This is a genomic window from Shinella sp., assembly GCF_049651085.1.
GTDB lineage: Bacteria > Pseudomonadota > Alphaproteobacteria > Rhizobiales > Rhizobiaceae > Shinella.
In genome coordinates this window covers 226,137-244,782 of sequence record NZ_JBASBL010000022.1, presented here as the reverse complement: position 1 = coordinate 244,782, position 18,646 = coordinate 226,137, and the positions used below count along the sequence as shown (strand labels likewise).

Genomic DNA, 18,646 nt, shown 5'->3' with positions numbered 1-18,646 from the left:
ATAATTTTCTGGATCCGGCCCGCACCCGCGGGCCGGATTTTTACCCTGTCCACGGGAAATTGACCTCCACCACTCCATTTAATCGATTTGCCTCCCGGCCGGGTCTTTCAGGCCTGTTGCATATGGCGGACGATGCGTGAATAGTGCCGCCAACCCCGTAATAGTCTGCTCTAAAGGAGGACAGGAATGGCATTGATCACCATGCGGCAATTGCTCGATCACGCAGCGGAGAACGACTACGCACTGCCGGCATTCAATGTGAACAACCTGGAGTACATCCAGGCGGTCATGCGCGCGGCGGATGCGACGGACTCTCCGGTGATCCTGCAGGCGAGCCGTGGTGCGCGCTCCTATGCGGGCGATGCGTTCCTGCGTCATCTCATCCTCGGCGCCGCTGAAGAATATCCGCATATCCCGATCTGCCTTCATCTCGACCATGGCGACCAGCCGTCCACCTGCATCTCGGCCATCACCAACGGCTTCACCTCCGTCATGATGGACGGTTCGCTGCTCGCCGATGGCAAGACCGTTGCCAGCTACGACTACAATGTCGACGTGACGGCGGAAGTCGTGAAGATCGCCCATGCGGCCGGTGTCTCGGTCGAAGGCGAGCTTGGATGTCTCGGCAACCTCGAAACGGGTGCCGGCGACAAGGAAGACGGCCACGGATTCGAGGGCAAGCTTACGCGCGAAGAGCTGCTGACCGATCCGGACCAGGCGCTCGACTTCGTTTCCAGGACCGGCGTCGACGCGCTTGCCGTCGCCATCGGCACCAGCCACGGTGCCTACAAGTTCACCCGCGCGCCGGATGGCGACATCCTGTCGATCGAGACGATCGCCAAGATCAACAAGAAGCTGCCGAACACGCACCTCGTCATGCACGGTTCCTCGTCGGTTCCGCAGGATCTGCAGGATCTCTTTACCGCCTATGGCGGCGAGATGAAGCAGACCTGGGGCGTTCCGGTCGCCGAAATCCAGAAGGCGATCCCGCTCGGCGTGCGCAAGGTCAACATCGACACGGACCTGCGTCTCGCCATGACCGGCACGATCCGCAAGAACTTCAAGGAGAAGCCGGACAATTTCGATCCGCGCACCTACCTGAAGCCGGCGACCGCCCGCATGGTGGAAGTCTGCACGGAACGCTTCGAAGCCTTCCGCACGGCCGGCAAGGCCTCCAGCATCCGCATCAAGCGCCTGCCCGACATGGCGAAATTCTACGCCACGAAGTAAGGCTCTTCCTGCATTGCCTGACGCCCTTCCGAGTTGATCGGGAGGGCGTTTTCTTTTGCGCTGCTTCGTCACGGCTCGCGCAAAGGGGAGGGCCCAAATATTTTATCAATAAATAGGTCATTCATATCGATTGTTCAGAGCGAACTCTTGCCCACCACCCATCCTCCTCTTAAAGATTGCGCATCCCGAATGGAGCGGAACGTCGTGGCTGCGGCCCGACCGGTGCGAGGACATGATGAGTGTGAACCAGGCCCTGACAATCGCTGAACTCAAGGAACAGGCGCGCCGGCGCGTGCCGAAGATGTTCTTTGAATATGCCGATTCCGGTGCCTGGACCGAGGGAACCTACAGGGCGAACGAGGCCGATTTCCACAATATCAAGCTGCGCCAGCGCGTGCTTGTCGACATGCACAATCGCTCGCTTCAAAGCGAGATGATCGGCGAAAAGGTATCCATGCCCGTCGCCCTGGCGCCGACCGGCTTTACCGGCATGCAGCATGCGGACGGCGAAATGCTGGCCGCGCAGGCGGCGGAAGAGGCGGGCGTGCCCTTCACGCTTTCCACCATGAGCATCTGCTCGATCGAGGATGTTCGCTCCGTCACCACGAAGCCTTTCTGGTTCCAGCTCTATGTGATGCAGGACAAGGAGTACGTCCACAACCTCATCGATCGCGCCAAGGCGGCCAACTGCTCGGCGCTCGTGCTGACGCTGGACCTGCAAATCCTCGGCCAGCGCCACAAGGACCTGCGCAACGGCCTTTCCGCGCCGCCGCGCTTCACGCCGAAGCATCTCTGGCAGATGGCCACGAGGCCCTTCTGGTGCCTCAACATGCTCGGCACCAAGCGCCACACCTTCGGCAACATCGTCGGCCACGCCAAGGGCGTGACAGACCTCTCCTCGCTCTCTTCCTGGACGAATGAACAATTCGACCCGCAGCTTTCCTGGAAAGACATCGAGTGGATCCGCGAGCGCTGGGGCGGCAAGCTGATCCTCAAGGGCATTCTCGACGAGGAAGACGCGCGCATGTCGCTCGATAGCGGCGCGGATGCAATCATCGTCTCCAATCACGGCGGCCGCCAGCTCGATGGCGCTGCATCCTCCATCAGCATGCTGCCGCGTATCGTCGATGCCGTCGGCGACAAGATGGAAGTGCATCTCGACGGCGGCATCCGCTCCGGCCAGGACGTATTGAAGGCGCTCTGCTATGGCGCGAAGGGCACCTATATCGGCCGCCCGTTCCTCTACGGTCTCGGTGCCGGCGGCAAGGCGGGCGTGCGCCGCGCGCTGGAGATCATCCGCAAGGAACTCGACATCACGATGGCGCTCTGCGGCGAACGCGACGTGAAGAACCTGTCGCGCGCCAACCTCCACAAGGACATCTGAAGCGCTAGCGGGAGGCTCGCCTCCCGGTCAGACGACTTCGCCATAGATCGAGCGTTCCAGCCCCGTCACTTCCGCCGCGAAACGGCGGTATTCGGCTCGCTTGAGCGCGAGGAAGACATGGTGCAGGCGCTCGCCGAGCGCATCCTTCAGGAATGGCGAACCGGACGCCGTCTCGATGGCGCTACGCCAGTCCGGCGGCAGATCGTCGCCTGCCGCCTCGGCATAAGTCGTGGTTTGCGGGCCGGGATCGGCCTTTTCCAGAATGCCCTTGCGCATGCCGGCAAGCACCGTCGCACCGACGAGATAGGGATTGGAATCGATCCCGGCGGCACGCTGTTCGAGATGCCGGCCGGCCGGCGCGCCGGCGGGAATACGCACGGCGACACTGCGGTTGTTGGTGCCCCAGGTCGGCGTGGTCGGTGCATAACTCTGTGCCGAGAAGCGCCGCCAGGAATTGAAGTGCGGCGCAAAGACGAGCATGGATTCGTGCATCGTCTCCAGCAGCCCGGCGACGGCCTGTTTCAGGAGCGGTGACAAGGACTCATCCCGGTCGGCAAACAGGTTGCGGCCCTGCGCATCGGCAAGGCTCGCGTGAACATGCATGCCTGAACCGGCGCGCCCCGCAAAGGGCTTTGCCATGAAGCAGGCCATCATGCCGTGACGCACGGCGAGGCTGCGGATAAGGCGCTTCAGCATGGCAAGATCGTCGGCGGCCCGCAGCGCGCTGCCATGGCGCAGCGTCAGCTCGAACTGGCCCTGCGCATATTCCGATATCATGGTTTCGACAGGCAGGCCCTGCGCCTCCGCGCCGCGATAGACCGCATCGATGAACGGTTCCAGCCGGTCGAGTTCGGTGACGCCGTAGACCTGGATGCCATCCGGACGCTCGCCGGAAAGCGGCAGGCGCAGCGGCTGGAAATCGCCGTCCGCGTTGCGCTCGCGGTCGAGCAGGTAGAATTCCAGCTCATAGGCCAGCACGGGATGAAAACCGTCGGCTTCCAGCAGCCCGACCTGCCGGGCGAGGGCATGGCGCGGATCGGCCGCCATCGGCGTGCCGTCCAGCTCGAACAGGGAAAGGCGCAACTCGCCGCGTGGCGGAGAGGTCCAGGGCAGGGGGACCAGAGAACCGGCAACCGGCCAGGCGCGCCGGTCGGCGTCGCCGTCCGACCAGACGAGGCCGGTTTCCTCGACATCCTCGCCAGTGACATCAAGGCCAAGGATGGAGCCGGGCAGGTGCCGGCCGGCACGGAAGATCGGCAGCAGTTCGTGCCGACGGATGATCTTTCCACGTGCTATGCCGTTGAGGTCGATCAGGACGAGATCGAAGGCGGTGATTTCCGGATGGGCGGCAAGGAAGGCTTCCGCCTCGGCAATATCCGCAGCCTGCGGCGGACGATGGGCAAGATCACGGCTCACGAAGCGGCCCTCCGGTCGACAAGGCGACCCGTGACGGCCGCGAACGCTTCCACGAGGCCGTCGGCCTGGCTCTCGGAAAGGGCAGGACTGACCAGCACCATATTGTGGAACGGCGTCAGCAGATAGCCGAGATTGAGCATAGACAGATGCAGCGCGGCCTCGATCGTATCGGAGGCCGCAGCGCGCGCTTCCGCGGCGTTTTTCACCGGCGCCGGCGAGAAGACGACCTCCAGCCGGGCCCCGACGCGCGAAACGGTCCAGTCGAGCCCGGCCGCCGAAATCGCGCTGTTGAAGCCCGCTTCGATGCGGTCGGCCCGCGCCTGCATGATACGATAGGCGTCCTCGGTCATCACCTGCTCGAGGCACGCCCGCAGGCAGGCGAGCTGCAGCGCGCTGCCCGAGAGCGTCGTGCCGATGCCGGAATGTCCGTGGCCGCTCTGCTCGCGGCGAATGACGTGCAGCCTGTCGGAAATTGCCTGCGTCATGCCCCAAACGCTGACCGGAACGCCGCCGCCGATGGGTTTGCCCATGACCATGAGGTCGGGTTCGAGGCCGTGCACCTTCGTGTAGCCGCCAAGCCCCGTCGAGATGGTATGCGTCTCGTCGATGAGGAGAAGCGTGCCCGCTTCGCGCGTCAGCCGGCGCAGCGCCGCATGGAAGCCCGGCGCTGGCGGGATCATGCCGCAATTGGTCATCACAGGCTCGGCGAGCACGCAGGCGATGTCATGGGCTGCAAGCGCCTTCTCCAGCGCCGCCTCGTCGTTGAAGGGAATGGAAACGGTCAGGTCGCCGAGATTACGGACCTGGCCGAGCAGGTTGCGGCGCGAAACGGTCTTGCCATCGACGAGATCGACCAGCGTGTCGTCCACCGCGCCATGGTAACAGCCGTCGAAGACAAGAAGCCTTGCGCGGCCCGTGACGGCGCGGGCAATGCGGATGGCGAAGCGGTTGGCATCGCTCGCCGTCGCGCCGAGCTGCCAGCGCGGCAGGCCGAAGCGCTCAACCAGCAGGCGGCCGACGATCTGGGCATCCGAGGAGGGCAGCATGGTGGTGAGCCCGCGCGTGCCGGCATTCTTCAGGGCCTCCAGGACCGGGGCGGGTCCGTGGCCGAACATCGCGCCGGTATCGCCGAGGCAGACATCGACGATGCGGTTACCGTCTATATCGACGAGTTCGGCGCCGCTGGCCTGATCCACGACGAGGGGGAAGGGCGTCGGCCAGTCGAGCATCCAGTGCTGCGGCACGCCGTCAAAGAAACCCGATGCCGCTTCGTCATGCGCGGCCGCCGAGCGCGGTCGCCTTGTACGAAAGACCGCCGATTCCGCCTCGATAAGCGCGCAAGCGCGCGCCTCCAGGTTCGCCCTCTCCATCCCGTTCTCCAACCACCCAAAATGTGATCACATACTGGCGGATGTGATTTAAAGTGTCAAACAGCAAGAGGGCGACGACCTAGCCCGCCGAGCCGGCAGCTGCGAGCAGGATCGCCAGACCGAGATGGGTCAGGTGATGCAAGGTCTGGTCCGCGCCGAAAAGCCACCAAAAACCCGCCTGACCGGGCGTGACCTGCGCGCGGTGCGCCACAAGGCTCTTCTGCCGGTCGATGACACCATGCACGAGGGCATCGGCAAATCCGAGCCAGGCCAGGGGCGGCGACACGACAAGGAAGAGGGCAGCGGTCATCGCGCCGTGCACGCAGACATGGGCCGCAAGCGGGAGAAACCAGCCTTTCGGCCGCTCCTTGCCCGCCGCCATCCAGTCCGTCTGGAGCAGAAAATCCGCAAGGAAGTGCTTTGCGAGGAACGCCGCCGAGGCGGCGGCGATCCATGCGGTCGAGATCTGGTCCGGTATGTCGAACATTCCGCTCCCGTCTGCCCTGCGGCGGACGGAGCTAGCGGCCGCCTGCCTCGATGATGCCTTTCGTCAGACTGCCCGTCGCCGGATAGAGCGGGATCAGGCAGGCCTGAAGCGCATGATAGATGTCACCCTTGCCGGCGAACAGAGTGTAGCTCGGCACGAGGTCTTCCGTCAGTTCTTCATGCCAGCCGCCGCGGTCCTGATCGAGGAAATGCCGGGCGATCGCATCCCAGATCTTGCGATACCAGATCTCATGGAATTCGCCGGGCAGGTGCTCGCAGAGGAAGGCGGCCGCGCCTACACCCTCGGCCATCGGCCACCAGAGCTTGTTGCGCTTGGCGGGCTCGTCGTTCCAGTCGAGCGTATAGAAGAAGCCGCCCTTTTCCTGGTCCCAGCCAAGTGCGATCGACTGCGCGAAGAGGGCCTTTGCGGCCTCCGGCATCCAGGCATGCTTCCTCCCGCCGAGCGCATGGAGCTGGAGGATGAGGCGCGCCCATTCCAGCCAGTGGCCGGGCGTGGTGCCGGACGGGCGGAACATCTCGTTACCCCGATAATCTTTGTCCAGCACCCAGTTCTCGTCGAAATGCTCAGGCACGCGGAACCCGTTCTCGCCGGCGCGTCGGCGGATGACGAGGTCCGCAATGCTCTCCGCCTTGGCGAGATAGGTATTGTCGCCCGTCGCCTCGAAGGCGGCCATCAGGGCTTCCGTCAGGTGCATGTTGGAATTCTGGCCGCGATAGCCGGGGATCGGCGTCCAGTCCGCCTCGAATTCCTCCGTGATCGCCCCGTGCCTGTCCTCCCAGAAGCGCTTTTCCAGAACGTCGCTGACATCCGCGATCATCCGGTCGGCGTCGGGATGGCCGGCTACCTTGGCGCTCGAGGCGGCAAGCAGCACGAAGGCATGGCCGTAGCCCTGCTTGCTGGCATCGAGCAGGCCGGAATTGTCGAGCGACCAATGGTAGCCACCACGCTCGTGGTCGCGATGCCTTTCCCACAGATAGGTCATGCCGTGGTCGACGATGTCGTCGGAACCGGGACGGCCGAGCAGGCTGCCGATGGCAAAGCAATGGACCATACGTGCGGTGGAATGGATGCCGCGCACGGGATTGCCGGGATTGAGCGGTCGACCTTCGGCATCGAGTTCATGGAAGCCGCCGAGCGGGTTGAAGGCGCGGTTCTGGAAGAAATCGAACAGGCGGTTTGCTTCCCGCCAGAGCCATTGACGGTGGTAGTCGCGCTTGCGCCAGGCCGTACCGAGAGGTCCCGTTGCACCCATGATGCGTTCTCCTTTTTGATCGGTCCGCATTGTCGTGTCCGGTGCCGGGGCTGGCCGGAGCGCGGGGAAAGTTACCGTGGCGTGAGGATCACGCACGGCCCGCAACGCTCTTTTTGACGGCTGGCCTCGACTGGTGGGGAGGGATTTATGGCCCAGAAAGGCATGCGCCGCAACCCGCGAAGGACCCGTCAGGGGATGTGGTGCGGCTGCTTGAAACGCCCGTTTACAATTGCGGCGAAAATAAGAAAAAATACCCTACCAATCTTATAGGGATAGTCTATAAATCGATGAAGAGACGGGTGGAGATGACCATTCACCCGGGAGAAGGCTGGGAACTACCGGCCTCTCAAGCAAGGGATGATGGCGCATGAGCAATGCGAAACTCGACAGCCGCACCACCTATGGGGCTTTCGTTTCCGTCAACGGCCGCCGGGCACGCCGTGCAGAACGGCAGGTGGTCCTCAACAACATCGTCGTCGCCGGCGCCTTCCTGTTCGTCAGCGCCGTCGTCTTCGGCCTCGTCGGCTAAGACAATAAGTTCCATAATTCTGCTTATGCGATGCGTGATCGCATTGGGGTACAATACACCCACCGAGGTATTCGCCGCCCTTTCCAGGACGGGCGATGTCCCCTTCCCTTCAAGACGGCGATGATGCGTGTGGAGTAGATTCCACGAACCTACGATTGATCGTCACACAACCCCAGAAAGTTTTGCAAGATCGGCGCGCGCGCCCGGCGCGGCCGCGACGACCGGTGCGCCCTTGATCAGCAGCTCGCCCTCCGTCGGGAAGGGATGATACCAGCCTCCGGCCTCCTTCACGAGGCAATACCCCGCAAGGCAATCCCAGGCATGCATATAGGGCTCGTAGTATCCGACCAACCGGCCGGCGGCGACATAGGCGAGCATGAGCGCGCCCGAACCGTTGCGGATGAAGTTGCCGCCGGCGTTCAGCAGCCGGTTCACCACATCCGCCACGAATTCCGGCGTCACATAGCTGTTGGCGCCGATCCCGGTCATGGCATTCTGCACGGTGCGCGACGGATCGAGCGTCAGCGCCTTGCCGTTGAGGGTGGCGCCCTTGCCGACTGCCGCCGCATAAAGCTCGTTGTGGCAGGGTGCGTCGATCACACCGACGACCGGTACGTTGTGATGCAGGATCGCGATCGAGACGCACCAGTTCGGCATGCCGCTGACGAAGGGCGCAGTCCCGTCGATCGGATCGACGACCCAGGTATAACCGGAACTGCCGGCGGTGAGACCGAATTCCTCGCCGAGAAAACCGTCATCGGAAAATGCCGCCTCGACCCGCTGGCGGATCAGCTTTTCCACGTTCCGGTCGGCAACCGACACGACGTCCTGGATATCCCGCTTGGTCTCGATCACGAGGCTTTCGCGCCGGTTGAAATAGTCGAGCGCCATCGCGCCCGCCTCCTGCGCGATGGCCTTGGCGAGGACGAATCGTCTGTCCAGTTCGGTCTCTTGCGATGTCATTCCGTCTTCCTTGTGATTTCAGGTATCGATGATGGCGATGCCGCGGCTCTTGAACCCGATCGTCGCGTCGGACGCGGCCGGCAGGATGCGATCGACGGCGTGATCGACGATGAAGAAAGTGCCGACGTCGGTTTCGACCTCGTATTCGACATGGTCGCCGAGATAGGCCGAGTGCAGGATACGGCCGGCAAGGCCCGCGCCGCCGCCGGGGGCAAGAGTCACGGCACCGGGGCGCACGGCAAGGCTGGCCGCGCCCGGTCTTGCGCTGCCGGCCGGTACACGGTGCTCGACGCCGCCGATACGGATCTGCGCCTCGCCGCCGTCTATGCCGAGCACCTCGCAGGCAATCACATTCGCCTCGCCCATGAAATCGGCGATGAAGGAAGAGGCCGGCGATTCGTAGAGATCGCGCGGGGCGCCCGACTGGGCAATCTCGCCGTCCTTCATGACGATGATGCGATCCGAGACGGCGAGCGCCTCGTCCTGATCATGCGTGACATAGACGGCAGTGAAGCCGAGCCGTTGCTGCAGCTCGCGGATTTCTGTACGCACCCGGCGGCGCAGGCGGGCGTCGAGATTGGACAGCGGCTCGTCGAGCAACAGCACTTGCGGCTCCAGGACCAGCGCGCGGGCGACGGCAACGCGCTGCTGCTGGCCGCCCGACAGTTCTGCCGGCAGGCGCAGCCCCATGCCGGCCAGACCGACGAGCGCCAGCCCCTCCTCCGCCTTCTCGCGCGCCTCCTTACGGGAGAGGCCCGAAGATTCGAGGCCATAGGCGACGTTGTCGCGCGCATTCATATGCGGGAAGAGCGCGTAGGACTGGAAGACCATCGAGACGTCGCGCTCGTTGGCCGGCAGCATGGTGACGTCCTTGCCGCCGATGAGGATCCTGCCCGCGGTCGGATGTTCGAGGCCGGCGAGCATTCTGAGCGTCGTCGTCTTGCCGCAGCCGGACGGGCCGAGCAGGGTGGCGAGCGTGCCGGGCTCGATGGTGAGCGAGAGGTCCTGGATCGCGGTAAAGGCGCCGAACGCCTTGCGCACGTTCTGGAACACGACGGAACCGGCTTTCTGCGTGATCATGCGGTTTTCTCCTGACGAGGGGAAGCGGAGGGCGTGATGCCGGCGACACGGTTTTCGCGGCGCAAGCGGCGTTCGCCCACCAGAAGCTGGAAGCCGGTGATGACCGTGATCATCACGACGATCAGCATGGAGGAATAGGCGATCGCCACGCCGTATTCGCCGTTCTCGACGAGGCCGACGATGTAGGAAGTCGCCATGTTGTATTCCGCGCTGACGAGGAAGATGACCGCGCTGATCGAGGTAATGGCCCGCACGAACGAATAGACGAGCGCAGCGGTGATCGCCGGGCGCAGCAACGGCAGGATGACCTTGCGGATCGTGCGGAAGCTGTTCGCCCTCAGCGTCAGTGACGCCTCGTCCAGGCTCTTGTCGAGCTGGCTCATCGCCGCGATGCCCCCGCGCACGCCGACCGGCATGTTGCGGAAGACGAAGCAAGCGATGAGGACCAGCGCGGAGCCTGTCATTTCGAGCGGCGGCAGGTTGAAGGCCATGATGTAGCTGACACCGATAACCGTGCCGGGGATGGCGAAACTCATCAGCAGCGCGAACTCGAAGACATTCTTGCCGGCGAATTTCTGGCGCACGATGATATAGGCGGTCAACAGGCCGACGATGGCGGTGAGCGGAGCGGAGATCAGCGCGATCTCCATGGTCGTCCAGAACGAGTTCCAGGCGACGCCGGTCCACGCGATCCCGCCGTCGAGGCTGATGGAAAAGGCTTTCGCGTAGTGATCGAGGGTCAGCGAATTGTCGAGGCCCCAGGTCTTCACGAAGCCGCCGACGAGGATCATGCCGTAGACGACAAGGGTGAAGAACATCCACGGGATGACCACGGCATGCACGCCGATCGACAGCCCGCGCGGCAGCGCGATATGCATCCCGCTATCGCCCTTGCCCGTCACCGTCGCAAAATTCTTGCCCGACAGCCAGAAGCGCTGGGCGAGGAAGGCCGAGAGCGTGAAGGTAAGCAGCACCATCGCGAGTACCGCGGCGCGGGACGGATCGTTCTGCGAACCGACGACGGCGAAGAAGATTTCCGTCGACAGCACGCCATGGCTGCCGCCCAGCACCAACGGATTGCCGAAATCGGCCATGCTTTCGATGAAACCGATGAGGAAGGCATTGGCGAGGCCCGGCTTCATCAGCGGCAGCGAGACGCGCCAGAAAGTGCGCCAGCGGTCGGCGCGCAGCGTCTGCGAGGCTTCCTCCATCGACGGGCTGACCCCCTCCACGACACCGATCAATACGAGGAAGGAGATCGGCGTAAAGGACAGGACCTGGGCGATCCAGATGCCGGTGAGGCCATAGAGCCAGCGGCCGGGCTCGATGCCGAAGAGGTCCGAAAGCCCCTGCGTGACCACGCCGGCGCGGCCGAACAGCAGCGTCAGCGCGAGGCCGATGACAAAGGGTGGCGTGATGATCGGCAGGATGGTGAGAAGCCGGAGGCCCTTCTTGAAGGGAAAGCGCGTGCGGGTGGCGACAAGCGCGAAGGCAAGGCCGAGCAGCGTCGAGCCGAGACCGGTCATGATGGCCAGCCAAAGCGTGCGCCAAGCGACGCCGCAACGCCCCCCGCCGGTAAGGCAGCCGAGGCTCCAGATGCCGGGATCCTGCAGGTTCCGGACAAAATTGTCCGGATTGAAGGATCCGTCGAAGTCCTGCACCGCGCCGATGAACATGCTGCCGATCGGATAGAAGACGAAGACGGCGACGAGGAAGGCAAGCAGCGAGATCGCGCCGAGGACGAAGGCATCGCCCTTCATGACACCGCGCTCGGCAAGGCCGAAGGCGAAGAGCAGCACGCAGACAATGGTCGACAGGACCGCGCCCGCGCCCATAGCCGGCTGGCCGGTTTGCAGCGCGCCGAACAGGGTTTCACTGACCGTCCAGGTCCAGCCGCCAAAGCCGATGGCAAGGCCCTGCAGCGACAGGAACAGCACGCCGATGGCGCCCACCCATGCCATGGCCGCGCCTCGGCGCATCGGATCCACCATGCCGCGCGCCGCGCCGGCGGCGAGCATGAGCAGCACGACGACCGCAAGCCAAATTCGGCCATGCGTGGCGATCTGCACCAGCCCGGGCGCCGTCTCGGCGGTAGAGGGAAAACCGGCCAGCCAACCGAAACCGAAGAAGCCGCCCTCGATCCGGTACCAGGGCAACAGGGTCAAAGCGACCACGCCCAGGATCAGGACCGCGTCCAGCCTGCGTTTGCCATGCGTCATGGCCGACCTCGCTGTCATTGTCGTTGTGGGAAGGCGGCGCCCGGGCGAAGGCGGGCGCCGCCGATCAGGACATCATCAGTTGGCGACAGCGCCGACTTCGCGGTCCCAGCGCTCCAGCAGCGCCTTGCGGCGTTCCGGATCACCAAAGGTCTTGAAGTCGTAGTCGATCAGCTTGATATCCTCGAAGCGCGGCGCTTCCTTGGGAATGTCCGCCTTGGCATTGGAGGGAAGCTGGAAGGACTTGGCATCCTTCATGCGCGACTGCACTTCTGCGGTGAGCGCCCAGTCGTACCAGATCTTTGCATTGTCGAGGTTGCGCGCACCCTTGATGATCGACATGGAGCCGATCTCGTAGCCGGTGCCCTCGCAGGGCGTGATCGACTTTACGGGGAAGCCTTCCGCGATCTGCGACACCGCATCGTGCACGAAGACGATGCCGAGCGCCGTCTCGCCGCGAGCCGCCGCCTTGACCGGCGCGGAGCCGGACTTGGTGTATTGCGAGATGTTGTCGTTGAGCTTCTTCAGGTAGTCGAAGGCCGGGTCCTCGCCCATGATCTGCACGAGAGAGGCAAGCGCCGTGTAGGCCGTGCCGGAGGAGTTCGGGTTGGCGATCTGGATTTCGCCCTTCAGCTCAGGCGCCAGCAGGTCGGCCCAGCAGACAGGCTCCTTGTAGCCCTTCGACTTGAAGATTTCCGTGTTGTAGCCCCAGCCGAGCGCGCCGGCATAGACGCCGACCGTGCGGAAGCCGGAACTTTCCGCCTGCTTCTTCGCCCAGTCCTGCAGATCGCCGAGCATCGGCGACTTGTATTCGAGCGTCAGGTCTTCCGAGGCTGCCTGCAGATGGGGATCACCCGTGCCGGCCCACCAGATGTCCGTCTTCGGGTTGCGGGCTTCCGCGCGGACCTTCGCATAGGTCTCGCCGGACGACAGGCGCACCATGTTGACCTTGATGTCGCTGTGCGCCTTTTCGAAGTCGCCCTTCATCTGCTCGCAGATGACGACGTCCGCCGAGCAGATGAGGTTGAGGTCGCCGGCGGCCTGTGCCGGCAGGGCTGCCAGCGCCGTTCCGGCGAAGAGCATGAGGGAAAGGGTCTTGGTTTTCATCGGGGCATCCTCCTGTTGCCTGGTTTTGGATCGTCCTGTGAACGGGACACGGTCGGGCCATCGGGCTGCCCGCGGGGCGGCTCGTTCATGAATTCTGATTGCGGTTCGCGTTACGTCTCCCGATCAGTTCGTCGCGGCGATGTCCGCATCGAACCTTTCGAGCAATCGACTTCGTTCTTCCGGTGAGCCGAAGGTGGCGAAATCGTAATCCACCATTTTGATCATCGAGATATCGGGTGCGGCGAGCGGCAGGATCGCCATCGCGTTCGACGGCACCTGGTTCTGGCCCGACGCTGCGCCGGTGCCCTGCCCTTCCGGGCTCAGCGCGAAGTCGACGAAGTCCTTGGCCGCCTCGAGATGGCGCGCGCCCTTGACGATGCTGACCGCACCGATCTCGTAGCCGGTGCCCTCGCACGGCGCGACGATGACGAGCGGATAGCCGGCCTGCTTCTGCGTGACTGCATCGTGCATGAAGGAAATGCCGATCAGCACCTCGCCGCGCGCGGCCGCCTTCACCGGCGCCGAGCCGGCTGTCGTGTACTGATCGATGTTGCGGTTCAGCGCCGCCATGAAGCGGAAGGCCTCGTCCTCGCCGAAGAGCTGCACCAGCGTGGCAAGTGTCGTGAAGGCCGTGCCCGACGAATTGGGATTGCCGCTGCGGATGCTGCCGCGATAGGCGATGTCCGTGAGGTCCTTCCAGCAAGTCGGCGCGGGGAGTTTCATCTCGCGCAGCAGGTCCGAATTGTAGGCAAAGCCCAATGCGCCGGCATAGATGCCCGCCGAACGGCCGCCGGACATGGCGAAGAAGTTCTGCGCCCAGGGCAGCATGTCGCGCTCGTGCGCTGGCTGATAGGGATGCAGCAGGTTCTCGGACCCGGCCTGCATATGGGTATCGCCCGTGCCGCCCCACCAGACATCGATGGTCGGCCCGTCCTTTTCCGCCCGAATCTGGTTGAGGATATCGCCGGTGCTCTTGCGGGTCATGGAGATTTCAAGGCCCGACTTTGCCTCGAACGCCGTCTTCATCGCGGCGCACCACATCTCGTCGACACCGCACAACACGGTGAGCGACGGCGCCGTCAGGCCTGCCGTGGCGCTGCATAGCCATACGGCCACGCCTGCACCCAAAGCGCTGATGCTTCTCACAATGTTCCTCCCATTTGGAACGCTCGCGCCCCAATCTCCGCAATCAGGATGGCACATCTGCCGGATGCGGCAACCGAAGAATGGTTACCGTTCTTACAGGTCCGGGCGCCTTGCGCATCACAAAGATGACAAAGGTTACAATTGTGACAAGACACATAATGCGTGCCCGCTTTGAAGATTGTAACTGCCCTGCCTATGATGGCGTGGGAGGAATGGCATGCTGAACGAACGGATTCGGATTCTGATCGTCGAGGACGATCCGGACATGGCGGAGCTCATCTCCGATCTGGTGGAAGCGGAAGGATGGACGCCCCTGACCGCGCCGTCGGCCGAAGCGGCGATGGGCGTTCTGGCGCGCGAGACGGTGCATCTCGTCCTCGTCGACCATAACCTGCCCGGCGCCTCCGGCCGCACCTTCGCGCAGCGGCTTCGCGCCCAGGCCGATATCGGAATCATCATGGTGACGGCGGCCGGCAGCGCCGCCGACCGGGTGCTTGGCCTGGAAACGGCCGCCGACGACTATGTCGTCAAACCCTTCGAGCCGATCGAGCTGACGGCGCGCATCAAGGCGGTGCTGCGCCGGACGATCCCCTCGCTGAAGCCGGAGCGGGAAAGCGAGCGCGATCACGAACCGGCCGCCCTCAGGCTCAGCGACTGGTCGATCGACCTCAAGAGCCGTCGCGCCATCTGCCTGACCGATCCGACCAAGTCGCTGACCAGCGCCGAGTTCGCCCTTCTCGAAATCCTTGCCGAAACGCCGAGCACGCCGGTCAGCCGCGCCCATATCCTCGACAGGCTCGGCGCGGAAAGCGACCGCTACATCGACCGCAATGTCGACGTGCTCGTGCTGAGGCTTCGCCGCAAGATCGAGCGCAATCCGGACCTGCCGCGCCACATCAAGACGCGGCGCGGCAAGGGCTATGTGCTCGATACGGACGATGGCGAGACCACGCCGTGATCAGCCGCTCCCTTCTCTCCTCGATCGCCTTCCGCCTGCCCGTTGCAATCACCTTCATCTGCGTCCTCGTCTTCAGCCTGGCGACGGTCGCCGTCTATGGCCTGCAGCAGGCGCGGCAGGAGATGGCGACCTATAGCCTGCAGGCCTTCTCCAGTCTCGCCAAGGCCTCGCTGGTCTCCCGGCAGGTCTCGGACCTGGTGTCCAGCGCCCCGTTCCTGATGAACGCGACCTCGCCCTATCGCGTATCGAGCGAGAGCCGGGCGGTCGTCTCGCAGGTCGATGCGCTGCTGCGCGCCATGGAGCCGGCAAACGGGGAGACGGCCGTCACCGGTTTTGCCAACGCCCGCATCGTCGAGCTGCTCGAAACGATCCGCACGCAGACGATGGCGCTTGCCGGCGATGCGGATTCCGCCCAGCAGCACAAGGCAGAGGCCGCCGCCGCGCTCGGCGAGATCGCCACGGGAAGCGGCATGGCGGATGGCGATTTCCGCCGGAAACTGAACGCCATCGTGCAGTCGGCCTCCAGTTCCGACAGTCTCTTCCAGCTTGGCGAACTGCGCCGCCGTTACGTCTCCGAAGTGATGCCGCGCGTTGAGCGCGCGCCCCCGGATGTGCGGGTCCCGGCCCTCGAGCTTGCCCCCTATGAGCGGGTCTTTGAAGCACAGACGCAGTACCTGCTCGAAATGTTCGCCATCCGCGCCGCCGTTTCGCGGCTGCATAGCGTCTCGCGCGAACTCTCGCATGCGACGGAGACACAGAGCGAGGCGGTCGCGCGCGGTCTCAACGAGGACCTTGTTTCGACCTCCGCGGAGCTGAGCCGCCTGCTCGTGATCGTCGCGGTCACCGCGCTCCTCGTACTGGTCATGGCAATCTTCTCCATCCGCTCAGTCATCCGTGTCTCGCGGGGCATCGTCGCGCTCTCGAACGGCATGAACGCGCTTGCGCAGGGGCGAAGGGACGTCGATGCACCAAGCTACAAGGGCACCGAGACGGAGCTTGTCCGGTTGCTCGAAGCCTTCCGCGCCTTCCGTGAAAGCGTCGAGCGCGTCTCGCGGTTGCGCCAGACCGCCGAGGCCGCGGCGCGAACCATCCGCTCCACCTTCCGCAACATGAACGAGGGCATCGCGCTGTTCGATCCGCGCGGCAAACCCATCACGATGAACCGGCGCGTCATCGAACTCGTCGGCTGGCTGAGTCCAGCGCGAAAACTGCCGCTGCGGGATTTCGCCAGCCCCATTCCCGAGATCGACCCTTCCCTTCTACCTAGTGGAAACGACGTCGGCACGCTGGATGACCGCTTCGTGCTGCGGCATCGCTCCGATGCCGGGCGCGTCACCGAAGTGTCGCTCTCGCGCCAGCCGGACGGCGGCATCGTGCTGCTTGCGCGCGACGTCACCGACATGGACCGGCAGGAAGCGGAGGCGGCGAAGGCACAACGCCTCGACGGCATCATGCGCATGACCCACCAGGTGAGCCACGAAGTCGGCAACATGATCGGCATCATCACCGGAAGCCTTGGCCTGCTCGAGCGCGAGCCCGGCTTCAACGACCGGCAGAAACGCCACCTCGCGCGCATCCGCAAAGCGGCCGACCGCGGACGGGCGCTCGCCGGCAGCATGCTTTCCATCGGCAGCCAGCAGCCGATCCATCCGGGCGCGGTGGAGATCGGCACCTTGCTGCGCGGCATGGCGGACGTTCTGGAAATCGCCATCGGCGAGAAATGCCGGCTCGCCTTCGAGATCGCCAGCGACCTGCCGACGATCCAGCTCGACGCGGCGCTGTTCGAGCAATCGATCCTCAATCTCTGCCTCAACGCCTCGGCGGCCATGGCGACGGGCGGAACGATCCTCATCCGTTGCGCCCGCAGCGAAGCCGGCGTCAGCATCACCGTGACGGACGACGGCATCGGCATGTCGCCGGAGGCCGTCGACAAGGCATTCGAACCCTATTTCACGACGCGCAATGATGAAGGTGGAGCGGGCCTGGGTCTCGCTATCGTTTACGGGTTCATGCGTCAAACCGGTGGCGACGCGCGCATCGTTTCCACGCCCGGAAAGGGAACGACGATCGAGCTTTGTTTTCCGGTCTGACGTCGCGAACCACACGACGCGACGGCGCGCCGTTCTTTTGGCGGACCACAAGCATGGTTGACTTTGTATTTCCCGCCACCATATTGATACCAAGACAACAAACGGAGGCCGCCATGGCCCGTCAACAGGCAATCCCGAGCACGACGCTCGACATCCATGCCGATCCGAATTCGGTTCAGGCAGCCTTCCTGCGGCGCGCCATGTCGGCGCTGGAGCGCATTGCTGCAAACATGCCGACGAAGACCCTGATCGACGCGCTTTCCGCCCCGACCGACGCAGGATCGCTCGCCCAGCTTCTCAGCCGCTCGGACATCCTCGGACCGGCCGTGACCGATCTCGATCCGCTGGTCCCGGCGCTTGCCCGAAATGTGGAACATCGCCAGCAGTTGCTCAAAATTGCAGGTGGCGTCCTGTCCGCCGAGGAAGCGGGCCAGGCACTGAGCATCACCCGGCAGGCGGTCGACAAGAGACGACGCTCCGGCGCCATGCTGGCGGTGCGCGAGGGAAGCGACTGGCGCTACCCGGCCTGCCAGTTCGGCGAGGGCGAAGTGCTTGCCGGGATCGCCGATGTCGTGCGTGGCTTTGCACCCGCTGGCCCTTGGGCAACGCTGGACTTCCTGCTGGCCCCCGACACGGTGCTCGGCGGGCGCTCGCCGCTGGACGTGCTGCGTGCAGGCGAGCCGGAAGCGGTGCTGCGGCTCATTCGCGCCAATGAAACGGATGGCTTTGCCTGATGCCGGCAGGTCATGCCGAGCAGCGCGGGCCATCCGGCGTCGCGCTGCCGCCTCCGTTCTGGCTCGATACGAAACCCCTGTCGATCGAGATCCTGCCCGCAGGGCAGATCCTGCACCGCGTCCACCGCTCGACCTTGTCCCCGATCTTCTTCGGGCCCGGAAAAGGGGTCTCGCCAATCAACCGGTTCGATAGCGCGAGCGGCCGTTTCGGGGTTCTCTATCTGGGCATGACCCTCAGCGGGGCACTGGCGGAGACGATCCTGCGCAATCCGCAGCGCCTGATGGTGGCCGCCCCGGACATTACCGGCCGGGCGGCAACCGGGCTCGGCGTGCAACGCGATCTTCGCATCGTGCGAATGCACGGCCCCGGATTGCAGGCGCTCGGCACGGACAATGCGATTTCGACGGGCCCCTATGAACCATGCGGTCTTTGGGCTGATGCGCTTTGGGACCACCCCGACAAACCCGACGGCCTTGCCTATCAATCGCGACACGATCCCGCCGAGATCTGCATCGCCCTGTTCGAACGCCCGGACCTTTCGTTCACCGTGCAGGCAACACGCCTGCTGACGGCCATACTGAAAGACGTCGCGGCCCTGCTCGACACCTATGGAAAGTCGATAGCGCCCGGCATGTAGCGGGCGCTATCGCCGCAAGGCGGCT

At 64.3% G+C, this 18,646-nt stretch carries 16 protein-coding genes; 7 read left to right on the top strand and 9 right to left on the bottom strand.

All coding sequences use genetic code 11. The features are described 5' to 3' along the window. Positions 1–186 precede the first annotated feature (186 nt). Both fba and WA950_RS15610 read left to right on the top strand, forming a co-directional pair. Positions 187–1,230 (top strand): class II fructose-bisphosphate aldolase, encoded by a 1,044-nt coding sequence (gene fba, locus WA950_RS15615; protein ID WP_424552630.1) that lies wholly within the window; start codon positions 187–189, stop codon positions 1,228–1,230. 241 nt (positions 1,231–1,471) lie between these two features. After that, entirely contained in the window at positions 1,472–2,614 is a 1,143-nt protein-coding gene (locus WA950_RS15610; protein ID WP_424552689.1) for an alpha-hydroxy acid oxidase, read from the top strand. 27 nt (positions 2,615–2,641) lie between these two features. Here the strand turns inward: WA950_RS15610 and WA950_RS15605 are convergent, their stop codons facing one another. From WA950_RS15605 to WA950_RS15590, 4 genes are all read right to left on the bottom strand, one after another. Beyond that, complete coding sequence (locus WA950_RS15605) at positions 2,642–4,030, bottom strand: glutamine synthetase family protein (RefSeq protein ID WP_424552629.1); 1,389 nt, start codon at positions 4,028–4,030, stop codon at positions 2,642–2,644. Next, entirely contained in the window at positions 4,027–5,400 is a 1,374-nt protein-coding gene (locus tag WA950_RS15600; protein WP_424552628.1) for a transaminase, read from the bottom strand. Before WA950_RS15600 ends, WA950_RS15605 begins: the two co-directional genes overlap by 4 nt. Before the next feature lie 79 nt (positions 5,401–5,479). After that, the gene (locus WA950_RS15595; protein ID WP_424552627.1) at positions 5,480–5,887 is read right to left on the bottom strand and encodes a DUF3307 domain-containing protein; all 408 of its coding nucleotides are present in this window, start codon (positions 5,885–5,887) and stop codon (positions 5,480–5,482) included. 31 nt (positions 5,888–5,918) lie between these two features. After that, positions 5,919–7,160 (bottom strand): AGE family epimerase/isomerase, encoded by a 1,242-nt coding sequence (locus tag WA950_RS15590; protein ID WP_424552626.1) that lies wholly within the window; start codon positions 7,158–7,160, stop codon positions 5,919–5,921. A gap of 367 nt (positions 7,161–7,527) precedes the next feature. On the opposite strand from WA950_RS15590, the gene WA950_RS15585 reads away from it, so the two are divergent. Further along, the gene (locus tag WA950_RS15585; protein ID WP_424552625.1) at positions 7,528–7,689 is read left to right on the top strand and encodes a hypothetical protein; all 162 of its coding nucleotides are present in this window, start codon (positions 7,528–7,530) and stop codon (positions 7,687–7,689) included. Positions 7,690–7,851: 162 nt separating this feature from the next. Here the strand turns inward: WA950_RS15585 and WA950_RS15580 are convergent, their stop codons facing one another. The 5 genes from WA950_RS15580 to WA950_RS15560 all read right to left on the bottom strand — a co-directional run bounded on the left by WA950_RS15580 (position 7,852) and on the right by WA950_RS15560 (position 14,171). Then, positions 7,852–8,652 (bottom strand): inositol monophosphatase family protein, encoded by an 801-nt coding sequence (locus WA950_RS15580; protein ID WP_424552624.1) that lies wholly within the window; start codon positions 8,650–8,652, stop codon positions 7,852–7,854. Positions 8,653–8,670: 18 nt separating this feature from the next. Next, entirely contained in the window at positions 8,671–9,732 is a 1,062-nt protein-coding gene (locus tag WA950_RS15575; RefSeq protein WP_424552623.1) for an ABC transporter ATP-binding protein, read from the bottom strand. Further along, entirely contained in the window at positions 9,729–11,951 is a 2,223-nt protein-coding gene (locus WA950_RS15570; RefSeq protein WP_424552622.1) for an ABC transporter permease, read from the bottom strand. Before WA950_RS15570 ends, WA950_RS15575 begins: the two co-directional genes overlap by 4 nt. Before the next feature lie 75 nt (positions 11,952–12,026). After that, complete coding sequence (locus WA950_RS15565) at positions 12,027–13,055, bottom strand: ABC transporter substrate-binding protein (protein WP_424552621.1); 1,029 nt, start codon at positions 13,053–13,055, stop codon at positions 12,027–12,029. A 123-nt stretch (positions 13,056–13,178) separates the two neighbouring features. Next, the gene (locus WA950_RS15560; RefSeq protein ID WP_424552688.1) at positions 13,179–14,171 is read right to left on the bottom strand and encodes an ABC transporter substrate-binding protein; all 993 of its coding nucleotides are present in this window, start codon (positions 14,169–14,171) and stop codon (positions 13,179–13,181) included. A 247-nt stretch (positions 14,172–14,418) separates the two neighbouring features. On the opposite strand from WA950_RS15560, the gene WA950_RS15555 reads away from it, so the two are divergent. The 4 genes from WA950_RS15555 (at position 14,419) to WA950_RS15540 (ending at position 18,621) form a co-directional block, all read left to right on the top strand. Beyond that, complete coding sequence (locus WA950_RS15555) at positions 14,419–15,159, top strand: response regulator (RefSeq protein WP_424552620.1); 741 nt, start codon at positions 14,419–14,421, stop codon at positions 15,157–15,159. Then, positions 15,156–17,249: a sensor histidine kinase gene (locus WA950_RS15550; protein ID WP_424552619.1), complete on the top strand. Its 2,094-nt coding sequence runs from the start codon at positions 15,156–15,158 to the stop codon at positions 17,247–17,249. The genes WA950_RS15555 and WA950_RS15550 overlap by 4 nt, the downstream gene beginning before the upstream one ends. A gap of 113 nt (positions 17,250–17,362) precedes the next feature. Then, complete coding sequence (locus WA950_RS15545) at positions 17,363–17,983, top strand: DNA-binding protein (RefSeq protein WP_424552618.1); 621 nt, start codon at positions 17,363–17,365, stop codon at positions 17,981–17,983. Further along, complete coding sequence (locus WA950_RS15540) at positions 17,983–18,621, top strand: RES family NAD+ phosphorylase (RefSeq protein WP_424552617.1); 639 nt, start codon at positions 17,983–17,985, stop codon at positions 18,619–18,621. Before WA950_RS15545 ends, WA950_RS15540 begins: the two co-directional genes overlap by 1 nt. Positions 18,622–18,646 lie beyond the last annotated feature (25 nt).

What these genes read in the sequence shown, in the direction of transcription:
- WA950_RS15575 (WP_424552623.1), bottom strand. Translation starts at nt 9,732, where the DNA reads ATGATCACGCAGAAAGCCGGTTCCGTCGTGTTCCAGAACGTGCGCAAG.
- WA950_RS15580 (WP_424552624.1), bottom strand. Translation starts at nt 8,652, where the DNA reads ATGACATCGCAAGAGACCGAACTGGACAGACGATTCGTCCTCGCCAAG.
- WA950_RS15600 (WP_424552628.1), bottom strand. Translation starts at nt 5,400, where the DNA reads ATGGAGAGGGCGAACCTGGAGGCGCGCGCTTGCGCGCTTATCGAGGCG.
- WA950_RS15590 (WP_424552626.1), bottom strand. Translation starts at nt 7,160, where the DNA reads ATGGGTGCAACGGGACCTCTCGGTACGGCCTGGCGCAAGCGCGACTAC.
- WA950_RS15565 (WP_424552621.1), bottom strand. Translation starts at nt 13,055, where the DNA reads ATGAAAACCAAGACCCTTTCCCTCATGCTCTTCGCCGGAACGGCGCTG.
- fba (WP_424552630.1), top strand. Translation starts at nt 187, where the DNA reads ATGGCATTGATCACCATGCGGCAATTGCTCGATCACGCAGCGGAGAAC.
- WA950_RS15585 (WP_424552625.1), top strand. Translation starts at nt 7,528, where the DNA reads ATGAGCAATGCGAAACTCGACAGCCGCACCACCTATGGGGCTTTCGTT.
- WA950_RS15540 (WP_424552617.1), top strand. Translation starts at nt 17,983, where the DNA reads ATGCCGGCAGGTCATGCCGAGCAGCGCGGGCCATCCGGCGTCGCGCTG.
- WA950_RS15595 (WP_424552627.1), bottom strand. Translation starts at nt 5,887, where the DNA reads ATGTTCGACATACCGGACCAGATCTCGACCGCATGGATCGCCGCCGCC.
- WA950_RS15545 (WP_424552618.1), top strand. Translation starts at nt 17,363, where the DNA reads ATGGCCCGTCAACAGGCAATCCCGAGCACGACGCTCGACATCCATGCC.
- WA950_RS15555 (WP_424552620.1), top strand. Translation starts at nt 14,419, where the DNA reads ATGCTGAACGAACGGATTCGGATTCTGATCGTCGAGGACGATCCGGAC.
- WA950_RS15570 (WP_424552622.1), bottom strand. Translation starts at nt 11,951, where the DNA reads ATGACGCATGGCAAACGCAGGCTGGACGCGGTCCTGATCCTGGGCGTG.